Genomic DNA, 14,360 nt, shown 5'->3' with positions numbered 1-14,360 from the left:
TGGAATAACACCAATAAGTTACTCTTTTTTATTGTAAGAAGCCCCAACTAAAACAAAATCAATTAGACATGAATTCAATTATAATACAAAGATTATGGGAAAAGTACCGGCAAAAAATTGAATAGTAAAGCCTCCTGTGTCTTGAGAACAAGAAGGAAAACCACATACCTTTTAGAGAAGAAACAAAGCATAAGGAGGACTTCCCCGTTATAGGCTAGAAAAATAATAGGAGAAAGCTTAAACTACTTACGACTCTGCTCTACAAACCAATCGTAAAGTTCTGGGGTGTTATATGCTCTTGTCCAAGAGTTGTGACCAACCCCTTTGTATCTGGTAAACTTAACATCATATCCCATTTCCCTGAGCCTTTCCACCATTTGCACGGACTCCGAAAACGGAATGGACTTGTCTTCTTCCCCATGAAATACCCATATAGGCATTTTTTTATCGATCCATGCAGCATAGGGTACGGGAGTCATTCCACAAACCACAGCCATGGCCGCAAATTTTTCCGGGTATTGAACCGCCAATTGCCATGCAGCGCCTCCGCCCCTACTCAATCCAGTAAGGTATATCCTTTTGGTATCCACATTGTTGTTGGCCACAATGGTGTCCAATAACTGAACCACTGCTTTGGTATTCCACCATTCCTTTTTATGTGGGTTTTGGGGAGCCAAAATCAAAAATGGAAAATCTTTACCATCCGCAATAAGTTTTGGAGGGCCACTGGATTTTACACGAGCAATGCTATCCCCCGAATCTCCACCTCCATGCAAAAACAAAAGTAACGGAAACTTTTCTGAACTTGCCTCCTCATATCCTGGTGGGTAATATAAATAATATTTAAGGTTTTCAATGGTAATGGTTTGCTGCTCGTCTTCCAAAAGCTGCGATTGGGCACTACAGCCATGTAACAAGGACATTACCAGTAGCAAGGTCAGCAATAAAATTGGGCGTAAACTCATTGATTATTAGTTCTCTAAAATTTCGACAAAAGTATAAAATAGAAGCTTCCGTTTTAATTAAAAATCATAGTTCAAAAAACTATTTTCATGTCGCAAAAACGATCGCTATTATTTCATACCGAATTATCATTCAACATATTACCACTGCAATTGTGCAAACCGTCATGAAGGTGCCATTTTAAGACTCTTCGTTTTAAAGGCACACTCGATGCCGCCATTGCAAATTTTAACTGTATTGCCATAAATACGTTACATTTGACCCTTTGGTTTATCCACTATTGTCAACTCGTAAAAATTAGTTTCGTGCTTTTTAAAAAAATCAAGTTTAATGGCTTTATCCTGGCCTTATTGATCGCTATTCCCATTGCCTATATTTTTCCCAATGGATCTCGTTGGCTCCATTTAAATACAGTTACGGATATTGGGATTGGACTTATTTTCTTTTTCTACGGTTTAAAGCTATCTAAGGACACGTTTAGAAGTGGTGTTCGCAATTATAAATTGCACCTATTGATACATCTTAGCACATTTGTACTATTCCCCTTATTGGTGCTGCCCTTTAGACCGATGATGAATGGTGAAACTGCCGACCTTTTATGGGTGGGCATGTTCTTTTTGGCTGTTTTGCCTTCTACTGTATCGTCCTCTGTGGTAATGGTTTCCATTGCAAAGGGAAATATTCCTGCGGCCATTTTCAATGCCAGTTTATCAGGGCTGATCGGGGTGGTCCTCACTCCATTGTGGCTCGGCTTGGTGGTGGAAGACGCCCAAGGCGTTTCTGTTGTTACCGTGATCACCAAATTACTTTTACAAATTGTCATTCCCCTGACATTGGGAATCATGCTCCATCATAAGATTGGTCATTTTGCAGTAAAGAAAAGTACTTTGATTGGTTATTTTGACAAAACAATCATCGTTCTGATCGTATATTCCAGTTTTTGCTTGTCCTTTAATGCCCATTTGTTTTCAGGTATGCGCCTTGAGGTTCTCCTACTTTTGTTTGCGGCAATTCTTGCACTCTTTCTCCTGGTGATGTTCGTGGTCAATACAGTTTCCAAAAAGCTTGGGTTTTCCACGGAAGATCGCGTTACGGCCCTATTCTGTGGTTCCAAAAAATCCTTGGTCCATGGGTCCGTAATGGCCAAAATTATGTTTGGGCACAGTATAAACGCAAGTATCTATATTTTACCGGTGATGATCTATCATATCTCACAGCTATTGATCGTAGCATTTATAGCGGAAAAATTCAACAAGAGAGCAACGGCATCAAATTGAAACGTCATTATATCGAAGAAGATTTCCGGTTAGAGCACTAGTTTCTTTTATGGGAAAAGAGCCAGGATAAGAAATTAGGCTCACCAAAAGCTGGATCCCAACTATTATGGTTGGCCGTATCGTACAATGAAAATTTTGGTGTCCCGCCCTGCTCTATAATTTCTTCAATCATTTTTATAGTAAAAAGGGGCGATACAACATCATCCTTGGCCCCATGAAATGCCCAAATAGGTATGTTTGTGGCATATTCGGATACACTTTTGGGATTACCACCTCCACAGATTGGCATGGCTGCAGCAAAAAGATCAGGTCTTCTAGAGAGTATCTCAAAAGTACCCATTCCCCCCATGGAAAGTCCTGCCACATATAATTGATCTTTTTTTACAAAGGGTTTGTCCATCATTCCATCCATAAATTCCAATAATGTACCCATGGCCTTGGTGGGTGTTCCTTGGTCCTTAAACTTGAATTTTTTTATTCCGGTCCTACTCCTATCCACTTTTACATTGGACCAATAATCGTCTTTTGGGCATTGAGGAAATATTACAATAGCCGGATAATTTCTTCTATTGTATTCATCAGCAAATATTGAACTACCGTGAACGAGTTGGCTCGTGTTGTCATTTCCCCGCTCCCCAGCCCCGTGAAGAAATAGAACTAAAGGATATTCTTTGGACTCATTGAAATTTTCAGGCCACATAATGCGGTAACGTAAGGTGTCTTGTTTATCTATGAAAATTTCCTTTTCATATAATTCAGACATCTGGGCCACCGCAATTATTGGAGCCATGAGAATTAAAAAAGCAACTAAACTATCTTTGTATTTCATTGATCTATTAATTTTAATGCCAGAATAAACTGACTATTTATTGACCTTCGGCATAAGGGCTGCCGTCACTTCACGAAAATGGTTTCTGTCCTTTCAGAAATACCATTATTGTTAAAAGCTTCGATCTGAAAATAGTAGGAATCTGTTCTATCCATCCCTGTGAAAAAGTAATCGTTTTGGCCGTAAACCATAATACTTCCATATAATTTGTCCTTTTCCTTTCCAAAATATATAACATAGCCGTCTGCCTGCGGATTTTGCTGCCATTTCAACCAGGCACTCCTACGCTCACCGTGCTTATTGGGGTCTGCACGCAATACCATAAACTTTTCAACTGCACCAGGTTTCTGAGAATGCCCTTTACCAAAAATCCGGAAACCACTAATAGCAAATTTACCAGTAGGCATTGCCTTGTTTTCCAATTTAAGATAACGTGCTTCAATAGGTTTTGACAGCTCTATATAATCGTGTGGAACATCAGCTTTATTTTGACGTTTATCCACTAAAACCTTCCAATTTTTACCATCATTTGAAATATAAATTATATACTGGTGAAATTTGCCCATGGTCTTGCCCCTAAATTCCGCATCCTGATCGGCAAAATTGATTTGGATTGCATTGATCGTTGACATTTCACCCAAGTCTGATTGAATCCATTCGCCTTTATTGCCTGATTTCGCAGACCAATAGGTTTTCATATCCTCATCTACACTGTAATTCGGTTGGTATCCTCCCAAGGTCGAGGAAACTTGAATAGGCTTGTTATAATTTAAAAGCATCCAACCGGCAAACATGCCATTGATATGGTCCGCATTGTTATGGGGCAAAAAAGTTGGATAATCCCCATAGGCAGTATTGGAATACATAACATCATCCTTGTCAAAACCAGCGGGCCAAATTCCTATTCTGCGTTCAAAATTATTTTTGACCCCCAAGATCAAAGTTGACGTATGCCACCAATTTCCAAAATTGTCTTGGTACGAAGAACCATGACCTGAACCTCTGGCGAAACCACCGGGCTTATACGAGAATGGATTATGCGACTGATATTTAAAACCATCCAACGGGTTGTCACTCACATAAACGCCATCTGCATAGCCACTGAACTCTGTTGCAGGCGCACCGTATTGCAGGTAATACTTGCCTTTGTGCTTGGTGACTGAGGCCCCTTCCATAAAGGGCTGTAAGAAGGTATTATCATTATACTCACCAAATCTTTCCCAACCATGATCTTCTGGTTTTAGTGTAATCATGGGCTTTACAAAACCATCGGATTGCAGTGTTTTAGTATTCAATTCTGTACCGAGAAGAGGAAATTCATTGCTTGATCCCCAATATAAAAAAAGCCTGTCCAGTTCCTCATCAAAGTAAAAACCCGGATCCCAAGCGCCAACATTTAATGTGTCTACGGCTATACTCCAATCGTCCACCGTTGGATTACCACTTTTCCAGATCGGAAAATCTTTCTCATGGGTAGAACCATGCACATACAAGGTATCCTTCATAACAAAGACTCCAGGAGCATTTAGGTCATGGATATAGGTATCATCCAATAAAAATTTTCGGTACACAAAATTCCAATCCAGCATATTCCCACTCCACCAATAGCCTTCCTGATTGGTGGAAAACAAGAAATACTTTTCCCTGAAATTTACGATTACCGGATCTGCAGTTGCCCGATGCTTACCCTCTTGGGAAAACTTTTCAAAAGGGGTGTATCCGTAATCTATATTAATGGGATTACAATAGGTCTTTTGCTTGTAGTCCTGTGCATTTATGGTATTTGCGAGACAAAATGCCAAGTATAAACATGATATATGTTTCAACATAAAATATTTCTTTTTCATTTAATTCCTTGGTATAAGTTTTATAATACCCCCATTGGACAAGTTATATAACAATACATTAAAAGCCAGAAATAGTTAGATCCTCCAAAAATATGGACCTTGCTTATTACCAGATGTAAAATAGCTGCGAACTATGTGCTATTGTCTATTTGAACAACAACTGAATAAAATTCAGATTGCCAATTGCCCTATTCTTTTAGGGTGTACTACTGAAACCTAATTTTTCCAAACCATTTTGCACCTCTTCATTCTGCATAAAAAGACGCCACAATAGGCCCGATCTATAATTTTCGATCATGATAACAATTGGACCTTGATCTATGGCCAGGTAAGCATCAGCCACCCAATAATTGTCAGTTGGACTGAAAGCGTCATAAAACCCAGCCGGCCCCATCAGTTTATCTTTTTTGCTATAGAAAAATCGCATCGCAGCCAATGATTCTTCAGGGGCGTATGGGATAGAACTAAGCGCCGCCGTAGGAGAGATTATTCCGGTATCGTTAGAAGGACTATGGGCATTATACCCTATTCCCCCATCGTTGTTCCTAGTATAACTTGCTGTCAGTCCCCAACAATCCTTTCCATAGTCCACATAGCCATTTGGATTTGCCACACAATAACTATAGTTGATCATGGTATGGTTCACATTGACATCCCAATAATTGACATATTGGTCTGTTAACCCCTTTGGATTCAATCCCAAATATGAATAATGGGCCCAAAAAAGGGGGCCACCATAATTTTCGCTCCCCGCATGTTTTAACAGCAAGGGATATCCATATTGGACGTTATTGGATTTTATACCCCCATTGGATGCCCATCCATTGGTATAAACTTCTGGCGAAATTGTATAATCTGGAGAGGCAGCAGCCAAAACATAGGGGATCAACGTTTCATTGTAACCTTGTAACTGCATATTGATAGCAAACCCGTTGGATGGACTCCAGTGCCAATACAACGTATTTTCATTCTTGGTGTACCATTGCCAATCTACCCCTTTCCACAGTACATCTGCCTTTTGGGACAACACTTTTTCTTCCGATGACCCAGTTTTAAAATATTCTTTTATACAGATCAATCCTTGGACCAAAAAGGCTGTTTCTACCAGATCCCCCCCATTATCCATATTACTAAAGGGTATCACATTACCATTAGTTCCATTCATCCAGTGCGGCCAAGCGCCGTGGAACCTATCAGCATTTTCCAAAAAGTTTAGAATTTTTGACAACCTTTCTACCGCCTCTGCCCTGGATACATAATTTCTTTCTATGCCAACCAAAATACTCATCAATCCAAAGCCCGTACCCCCTGAGGTAACCAAGGACTTTCCAAGGTTTGGATCACTGGGATGGAATCGTTCCCTTGCTCCACCCGAATCAGCATCAGCATAATCCCAAAAATATTTAAAAGTTTCCCGTTGCACTACATCCATAAGTTCTGTATCTGACAGCACCACAACAGGTTCTTCAGGTTTTTTTGGCAGCTCGGAAACACCAATAGGTGTTGTATCATCCTGCGAACTACAAGAGGCCACCAACCATAGGAATGAAAGTATAAAACAATATCTAATCATTCTTGTTGGTATATGTAAATCCTAATTTTTTCAACCCTTCCAACACCTCTTCGTTCCTCATAAATAGATCCCACAATAGTCCCGTCCTATAATTTTCGATCATCACAGGAATTGGACCTTGATCAATGGCCAAATAACGTGGCAAGGACCAATTTTTTTCCAAACTAAAGGCATCATAAGGACCAAATTTTCCAATCAAGGAATCTTGTTCTTTGTACATGTAGCGTAAAAAATTCAAACTTTGATATGGCGTATACGGCATAGAAGAGAGTGCCGCTGTTGGTGAAATAACCCCTAGATCTTGATCTGGCCTATGTCCGGCGTATCCATTCATTGAATAACTTGATGTCAGGCCCCAACAGTCTTTGCCATAACCTTTAAAATTATTTGGATTTGCGACGGCATGTTTATAATGTATCATGGCGTGGTTCTGGTTGAGCTTCCAATAATCCCCATATTGATCCTTTAGTCCATTCGGGTTCAAGCCCAAATAAGAGTAATGAGCCCAAAACAAAGGACCTACGGGTGCCGCATCATGCTCGTAATGGTCCAATTCCGTATTAAGCCCATAATACACCGTATCCTTTGCGATAGCACCATTTCTGGCCCATCCCTTTTCGTAAACGTCCTTACTAATGGGGTGCGTGGGAGACGATGCTGCCAAAACGTACATGATAAGCGCTTCGTTATAACCGCCTACAGGAAAATTCATATCCCATCCAAATTTTGGGGACCAATGCCAATACAAAACATTTTCACCGCCCTTAGTATACCAATCCCATTCTACTTCCTCCCAGATCCGTTGAATTCTTTCGCTTATATTTTTTCCTTGTGGGTTATCCGTGTACTGATCAAAATACTCTTTGACGGTAAGAAGTCCCTGGATCATAAAAGCAGACTCTACCAAATCCCCACCGTCGTCCATCTTGGAAAAGGGAGCAGTAGACCCGTCCGGGTGCAACCAATGTGGCCAAGCCCCATGAAAACGATCTGCCTTTTCAAGGAAATCCAGTATTCTCAACATACGCTCTGTAAGTTGCTCCTTGGATATAAAGCCACGTTCTACCCCAACCAACAAGGCCATAACCCCAAAACCAGAACCGCCAATGGTGATGACATCTTGGTCATTTGAGGGATAAATACCATCCAAATGGATGCGTTCCCTTGCCAATCCTGAAGTTGGCTCGGCGCCACTCCAAAAATATTCAAACGTCTGTTTCTGGACCGTATCCAAAAGGGCAAGATCGGACAGGTTTCCAAATTTGGAAGATTCCTTGGTCTTTGCCTTTTCGGTTTTGGGTGTATTATTGCCCTTGCACCCAACAAATAATGTTGCTAGGGCCAATATCAATACTTGAAATTTCATAAAAGTTGTGTTTCGTTTTTTAAGAAAATGTATTATTCGTCATTTCTTATGTTCAGTACTTCCTCTGGTGTCAATGCCTTGTTGAACAAGCGGAGCTCATCAATAAAACTTTGATCGGACAAGTGGCCCCATTCCGTAAATCTTGGGGCACCTGATCCAATGGACAAAATGTCGCAACCGGTCCAATCCACTCCAGAGATATTGGCTTCGGCAACCTGCAGCCCGTCAATGTAGACAATAGCTTTCGCTCCAGAAATAGTGAATGCAATATGTTTCCATCCCGCACTAGCCGGATCCAATGAAGCTGCCGCACCGCCATCAATCCAAGTGTCTGCAGTACCATTGCCCACATTCAACTTGAAAATCTGATTTGACGTACTTCCTTCTCTGAAGAATCTAAACCCATTGGTTCTCAAATTCTGAACGGACGGATAGTCTGCCCTTTCTGTATCTGGAGGTCCCATGACCAAAATACCTGCCCTATCGGGAGAAGCATTTACCTTGTACCAGAAACTGGCACTAAATTCTTCGGTTTTAAGGTTATCGGTGGGAAAGGTCAAATATGAATTGGCCGCTCCAGCATAGGCTTCAGAACCACTTATTCCCTCTCCGGCAACGCCCGGCGTTCCCACCACAGCTGCCTCCTGGCCATTGAACAAGTTTTTGTTGTTCCCGTCAAAAGGCAAATAGAACATCTCACCATCATATTTACCGGTGTAAGGGTTGGTCACATTGATCATGTTCTGGATCTCTGCAGCAGTTAAGGCCTTATTGAACACCCTAAGTTCGTCCATGGCACTTCTGTCCGATAAATGGTTCCAGTAACTAAAGGTATCCCCCCCTGCTCCAATAACCATGTTTTCACAACCTGTCCAATCAACAGGAGCGGATAAGGTCGCTGAACGCATTTCGACGCCATTAAAGAAAATGGTGCTTTTCGTGGCAGATATAGCAAAGGCAATATGCACCCATTCTCCTGCAGCCACATCCAATACACCCCCATCATTCCAGCTTTCTCCATTTCCTGTACCCACATTCAATTTAATTGTTTGGGAGGCACCATTTCCTTCTCTGAATAATCTAAAGCCCTGATTGCGATCATCAGGGTTGTCGCCGATCACCAAGAGACCTGCCCTATCCGGACTGGCATTGACCTTATACCAAAATGAGGCAGTAAATTCTGTACCCAACAACCCTGCCGTAGGATAGTTTAAATATGAATCTTCTGCACCTTTATAGGCATTGGCCCCAATGACCGCCTGCCCAGCAAAAGTTGGTGTTCCAGTCTTAGTTGCGGCCTTTAACCCAATTAGATCAACATAATCCCCATCAAAGGGCATGTACAGCACTTCTCCGGCAAACAGCGGGGTATACGCAGGCTCCTTTTCAAATGTCACCGTAGCAACCGTAGTCTTACCCTCAATATCGGTTGCGGCAACTTTAAGGACATGGCTACCATCCCTGACCTCATTGTAAACAAGATCCTTGATCAGTACGCGTCTGTAATCCTTAAATTCATTGAAATTAGCTATAGTGATATCGTCCATCATCACCTCCACATTGGCCACTTCTATATCGTCTGTAACTTCTACTTCAATGGTTACCGAGGCTACTACCTGGGGTACTTTTATCTTGGTGCCTTCCGTGGGGGATACAATCTTAATTGCTGGTGCAGATTCATCTATACCCGGCTCTACTGCTGTTATACCATCAATTCCCTGATCACAAGAGAAAGCAAGAAAGAGCACGACAACACATGTAATAAGTTGTTTTAAATTTTTCATTTGGTTCAAATTAAATCTTTAATTAATTACCTAAAATTGGAAACTGGTCCACTTGCGCCTGAGGATAGGGCAAGAAAGTCTTGGCTTCTGTGAATGTTCTGCCGTCATAGCTCAATTCACTGTATCGCTGCAATCGGATCATATCAAAATATCTCTTTCCCCATTCCATACTGAGCTCTGCAAATTTCTCCTCCAATACCTGGTCCAAAGTGACTCCGGCCAAGGCAGGCATATTGCTTCGGGCCCTTACTTGGTTCACCGCTTGGGTTGCTGTCATTCCGGTTCCACTGGCGCCCTGTGCAAGAGCTTCGGCATACATCAATAAAACTTCTGCATATCTAATAACTGGGAAATTTTTGTTGCTCCCGTATTCAGTTCTTCCAGGAATTAATTGATTGGAAGGCAAATAGTGCTTGCCACTGGCAAACAATGCCCTGGCATAATCTTCTATTTTATCACCATCCCTTGTTGTATTGGATACAAAGTTTGGAAGGTTGGCATAGTTCGGATCGGACTGCAATTCCGCAATACCGCGGTCTGTAAATAACACACTGGTCTCTAAACGAGTAGTCTCTCCCCTGTCCAGCATAAATTTGATAAACTTCATACTTGGCTCAAAGAATCCCCATCCGCTGGAAGCACCTTCGACAGCTGGAGTCCAGTTTTGAGGACCATAAGGCGCATACAGGTGTGCTTCTCTATCCCCTTCACCCTGTCCAAAATCGGAATATTGTAGATCAAGGATGCTTTCATTGCTCAATTTCCCAGGTGTTTTGAACAGCTCATAATAATCAGGATAAAGACTAAATGCCCCGGAGCTGATTATCTTCCCAGCAGCATCGGCCACAGCCTGATAGTTTTTCAACTCTTGGTTTGCCAAAGCCTTAACAGCATAGGCCGTATAAACCGTAACGCCTCCTGGCAGATCTGTTCGCTCGTTGGGCCTCATATTTGGCAAATGAAGGATAGCCTCATCCATTTGATCGGAGATATGCTGCATTACTTCTTGTTGGGTGGGCACACTTGTCAGGGACGTAAGTGCACCGGTATCCGAAGATTCAGTAATGAATACATCTCCCCATACCTGAGAGATCTGTAAAAGCATCATAGCGCGCAACACCTTTGCTTCTGCAATGTATTGATCTCCAAGGGCAACCCCGGCCTCATCTGCGAATTCTTGATATCTTTCTATTTGTTCCATGCCAGTATGGGCAGAAATAACATCAACATAGATATTCTCCCATAGGGAATTGTACATCCAATAATCTTTATTGTAATCAAAGAGATCTGTATTTGCAAAATCTTGCTGATCCCCCAAACCACCGGCATTTACATCGTCACCTCTCACGGAAATAAGCAAAGGCTGCTCCCATCCCCTGGATTGAAATGCCTCGTACACCCCGATTATGGAAAGCTTCATATCCTCCGTCTTGGTGAAATCTGTACCTCCGGCAAAATTGTTGTTCAATTCAGGTTCTTCCAATTTGTCAGTACACCCAACCATGGCAAATCCTGCGGATGCCATTAGGGTTAAAATGATTTTTTTTGTAAACAGTTTCATAGTCGTTTTTTTAAATTTTAATATTAACTCCAAAAGTGTATACTGATGGTATAGGATAAGTCTGATTATCTACTCCGTTGGGTACCTCTGGATTGAATCCATTATAGCTAAACACGGTCAATGGTTTTTCCGCAGTAACATAAAGCCTGATATCGGGCAAGTTTGGATTTGTTTTCTTTTTGTTGATGGTGTAACCAAACGTGATATTTTGAATCCTAAAAAAGTCTCCATCTTCAATAAAATAATCATTTAATCTTTGGTTCCATCCTTTTCTGATTCCTGCTGCTGAAGGATAACTATTGGATGTCCCCTCCCCATGCCAACGATTTATAGCAAAGTCCCTATCTATATTGGTGTCATTGGTAAAGATTACTTCACCTCGTTTTCTGTTCAAAATTTTATTGCCGCCTTGTCCAATTGCACTGGCAGAGAGATCAAAACCTTTATAGGCCACCCCTATATTGAAACCAAAAGAATAGGAAGGCAAAAAGGATCCTAAAACGGTTCTGTCATCATCATTGATTTCACCATTTCCATCCAAATCCTTATACTTAAAATCTCCGGGAGCCAAGTTATTGGCCACGGCTACAGGATCTGCCTGAATTTCAGCGTCATTTTGGTAAACACCGGCTATTTCTCTACCATAGAAGGCAAATATAGATTCACCAATGATAGATCTTTGACGAAACTCTGCAGTTCCCGCATCTATAAATGCTTGCCCCCCCAAATCAAGAACTTCATTTTTCAATGTTGAGAAATTTCCTCCAATACTATATGTAAAATCGTCATTTACCTTTTTGTTCCAATTTAAGGCCAACTCAAATCCGGAGTTTCTAATTTCCCCAACATTTTTTCTTATACTTCCCGGAATCAATGGTCGCTGGACCGGAATGATCGCATCTTTGGTATCCCTCACGTAATAATCTGCCTCAATGGATAATTGATTATTGAATATGGCAGCAGACAACCCAGCATTGATTTCTTCTGTCACCTCCCATTTTAAGGATGTAAAATCGCTACTTGTACTTACGCCGCTAAACATGGTGTCACCAAGAGCCGTCGTTACGACTTGCGAGGTAATGGAACCCTCACTTCCCGGCACATTGTCGTTCCCCAACTGACCCCAACTTCCCCTTAACTTTAGAAAGTCGAACAATCCATTGTCCTCCATAAAAGACTCTTCAGAAAGGACCCATCCTGCACCAATGGTCGGGAAATACCCCCACTTCTCTTGATACTTGTTTGTGCCGTCCGCACGAAACGTTCCGTACAACAAATATTTATTGTCGTAGTTATAGGATACCCTACTAAAATACGACAATCCGTATTCACGTCTACCATCATCACCTACATCCTCATTTACAATGGTTTGCGCCAGATCCAGATAGTATGCCTCTTCTCCCGATAACGGAAAATTCAAGCCTCTCGCCCTCAATTGTTCAAACGATTCGTCTCTGAAAGAACCACCCAATAGGACACTCAAATTATGTTTGCCAAAAGAATCGGTATAGGTCAAGGTATTGTCCCAAATCTGATTGGAATAGGTCTCATTGCCCTTGAACAAGGATGCATCTTCCCTTTGGAAGTTATTTCCAATAAAGAAAGGCAATCGGACTTCCCTTTTTTCCCTAGTTTCAAAGTTATGATTGTAGGCCGTTTTAAAAGTTAGTTTGTCAGGAACCAATTCAAACTGAGCATAAAAATTAGCCAGTACATTCCTAATTTTAGAACGGTTCTCACTGAAATCCAAGGTTGGGAAAGGGTTTTGCCCCCCTCTATAACCCAAATCCTGTGCGTTGGCATAAGCAATTGGAGTTGCATCTGTATTTAATGGGTCCAATACCGGTAAAATCGGCACGGCGAAATAAGCCTGTCTCCAAGCGGAGTCCTCCGCATCATACCGAGTAGCATTACTGATAACCGTATTTCCACCTACCGTCAACCAATCATTGACTTTAAAATCGATTTTACTCCTTAGGTTGAAACGCTCATATTCATTGCGCATTTTCAATATTCCTTCTTGACTAAAGTAGTTGGCTCCAATAGCATAGGTAGCATCCTCACTTCCTCCTGTCACCCCAAAACTGTGGTTTTGGATGGGCGCCGTCCTCATGATCTCATCATACCAATCTGTATTGACATCAGGAACATTTGGATTCACCCTACTACGACCATAACGCTGCATGGCATTTAAGATAAATTGGGCGTCGGGTGCAGATCCAGATTCGAGCGCAATGGTCGTAAACTGCTCCGCATTGGCGACCTTCAGTACATTCTGGGCCACTTGATAACCTGTATAACCATCATAAGTGATTTCAGCTTTCTTGTTGTATGTACCGGATTTTGTTTCAATCAGAACAACACCATTGGCAGCCCGCACCCCATAAATGGCCGCAGCAGAAGCATCCTTTAAAATGGATATGGATGTAATATCAGCTGTGTTCAAAAAATCTATGTTGTCAAAGAACATCCCATCTACCACGTAAAGAGGACCTGATGCTCCAGAATCATAAGACCCAATACCCCTCACCCTAATGGTAGGGGACTGTCCAGGACCTCCACTATTGATGACCTGCAATCCTGCCACTTTGCCCTGTAGGGCCTGCATGGCCTGTCCTGTTGGAGTTGCCGCCAACTCCTCAGATTTAATGGTAGTAATGGCAGAGGTAAGATCTTTGGATTTCATGGATCCATAACCTATAAGGACCACTTCGTCCAATGCCTGGGCATCTGCCTCCAATACAATGCTAAGTGAAGTTTTACCAGCAACGGCCATCTCCTTGGTTATAAAACCAATATAACTAATGACCAATGATGCCGATGGCGATACATTATCCAAGATAAAGTTCCCATCAAAATCAGTTTGTGTCCCTTGTTGTGTTCCCTTCACAACAATACTCGCTCCAGGCAATGGAACACCCTCTGTATCTTCAACACTTCCACGAATGGTAATGTTGTTTTGCGCAAAGGCCGCTGCTTGGAACATAAGAAATGTGAATAATAAAAGTATACCCCGTATTTTCATGATGTTATAATAATTGTATTGGTTTTCTGCTAAATTAACAAAATGACCCCCTTGCAATTATTAATACCATACATAAAAACTACATCATCATGGTTTGAAGTCCATAAATGCCCATGTTTATTGGACTTGCTGTAG

9 protein-coding genes are annotated in these 14,360 nt (G+C 41.7%); 1 reads left to right on the top strand and 8 read right to left on the bottom strand.

Going from position 1 to position 14,360, the window contains the following annotated elements:
- Positions 1-242: 242 nt before the first annotated feature.
- On the bottom strand, positions 243-965 hold the full coding sequence (locus WAA86_RS06045; RefSeq protein WP_337300092.1) for a dienelactone hydrolase family protein: 723 nt from the start codon (positions 963-965) through the stop codon (positions 243-245).
- Between the two features lie 303 nt (positions 966-1,268).
- On the opposite strand from WAA86_RS06045, the gene WAA86_RS06040 reads away from it, so the two are divergent.
- Positions 1,269-2,240, top strand: a complete 972-nt coding sequence (locus tag WAA86_RS06040; RefSeq protein WP_337300091.1) for a bile acid:sodium symporter family protein — start codon at positions 1,269-1,271, stop codon at positions 2,238-2,240.
- A 37-nt stretch (positions 2,241-2,277) separates the two neighbouring features.
- On the opposite strand, the gene WAA86_RS06035 is transcribed toward WAA86_RS06040, so the two are convergent.
- The 7 genes from WAA86_RS06035 to WAA86_RS06005 all read right to left on the bottom strand — a co-directional run bounded on the left by WAA86_RS06035 (position 2,278) and on the right by WAA86_RS06005 (position 14,225).
- Entirely contained in the window at positions 2,278-3,069 is a 792-nt protein-coding gene (locus WAA86_RS06035) for a prolyl oligopeptidase family serine peptidase (protein ID WP_337300090.1), read from the bottom strand.
- 65 nt (positions 3,070-3,134) lie between these two features.
- Positions 3,135-4,898 carry a discoidin domain-containing protein gene (locus tag WAA86_RS06030; protein ID WP_337300089.1) on the bottom strand — a complete coding sequence of 588 codons (1,764 nt, stop codon included), beginning with the start codon at positions 4,896-4,898 and terminating at the stop codon, positions 3,135-3,137.
- 214 nt (positions 4,899-5,112) lie between these two features.
- Entirely contained in the window at positions 5,113-6,489 is a 1,377-nt protein-coding gene (locus WAA86_RS06025; protein ID WP_337300088.1) for a glucoamylase family protein, read from the bottom strand.
- Positions 6,482-7,855 carry a glucoamylase family protein gene (locus WAA86_RS06020; protein WP_337300087.1) on the bottom strand — a complete coding sequence of 458 codons (1,374 nt, stop codon included), beginning with the start codon at positions 7,853-7,855 and terminating at the stop codon, positions 6,482-6,484. Before WAA86_RS06020 ends, WAA86_RS06025 begins: the two co-directional genes overlap by 8 nt.
- A gap of 32 nt (positions 7,856-7,887) precedes the next feature.
- Positions 7,888-9,639 carry a LamG-like jellyroll fold domain-containing protein gene (locus WAA86_RS06015; protein WP_337300086.1) on the bottom strand — a complete coding sequence of 584 codons (1,752 nt, stop codon included), beginning with the start codon at positions 9,637-9,639 and terminating at the stop codon, positions 7,888-7,890.
- Positions 9,640-9,661: 22 nt separating this feature from the next.
- On the bottom strand, positions 9,662-11,200 hold the full coding sequence (locus WAA86_RS06010) for a RagB/SusD family nutrient uptake outer membrane protein (RefSeq protein WP_337300085.1): 1,539 nt from the start codon (positions 11,198-11,200) through the stop codon (positions 9,662-9,664).
- A 10-nt stretch (positions 11,201-11,210) separates the two neighbouring features.
- A complete protein-coding gene (locus tag WAA86_RS06005; protein WP_337300084.1) occupies positions 11,211-14,225 on the bottom strand; it encodes a SusC/RagA family TonB-linked outer membrane protein in 3,015 nt (1,004 codons plus the stop codon).
- Between the last annotated feature and the right edge of the window lie 135 nt (positions 14,226-14,360).

Origin of the sequence: Sediminicola sp. 1XM1-17, assembly GCF_037203765.1 — a bacterium.
Classification (GTDB): Bacteria; Bacteroidota; Bacteroidia; order Flavobacteriales; family Flavobacteriaceae; genus Sediminicola.
Note: the sequence above shows the minus strand (reverse complement) of the source record. Positions and strands in the feature narration are given on the sequence as shown.

What these genes read in the sequence shown, in the direction of transcription:
- WAA86_RS06045 (WP_337300092.1), bottom strand. Translation starts at nt 965, where the DNA reads ATGAGTTTACGCCCAATTTTATTGCTGACCTTGCTACTGGTAATGTCC.
- WAA86_RS06035 (WP_337300090.1), bottom strand. Translation starts at nt 3,069, where the DNA reads ATGAAATACAAAGATAGTTTAGTTGCTTTTTTAATTCTCATGGCTCCA.
- WAA86_RS06030 (WP_337300089.1), bottom strand. Translation starts at nt 4,898, where the DNA reads ATGTTGAAACATATATCATGTTTATACTTGGCATTTTGTCTCGCAAAT.
- WAA86_RS06025 (WP_337300088.1), bottom strand. Translation starts at nt 6,489, where the DNA reads ATGATTAGATATTGTTTTATACTTTCATTCCTATGGTTGGTGGCCTCT.
- WAA86_RS06020 (WP_337300087.1), bottom strand. Translation starts at nt 7,855, where the DNA reads ATGAAATTTCAAGTATTGATATTGGCCCTAGCAACATTATTTGTTGGG.
- WAA86_RS06015 (WP_337300086.1), bottom strand. Translation starts at nt 9,639, where the DNA reads ATGAAAAATTTAAAACAACTTATTACATGTGTTGTCGTGCTCTTTCTT.
- WAA86_RS06010 (WP_337300085.1), bottom strand. Translation starts at nt 11,200, where the DNA reads ATGAAACTGTTTACAAAAAAAATCATTTTAACCCTAATGGCATCCGCA.
- WAA86_RS06005 (WP_337300084.1), bottom strand. Translation starts at nt 14,225, where the DNA reads ATGAAAATACGGGGTATACTTTTATTATTCACATTTCTTATGTTCCAA.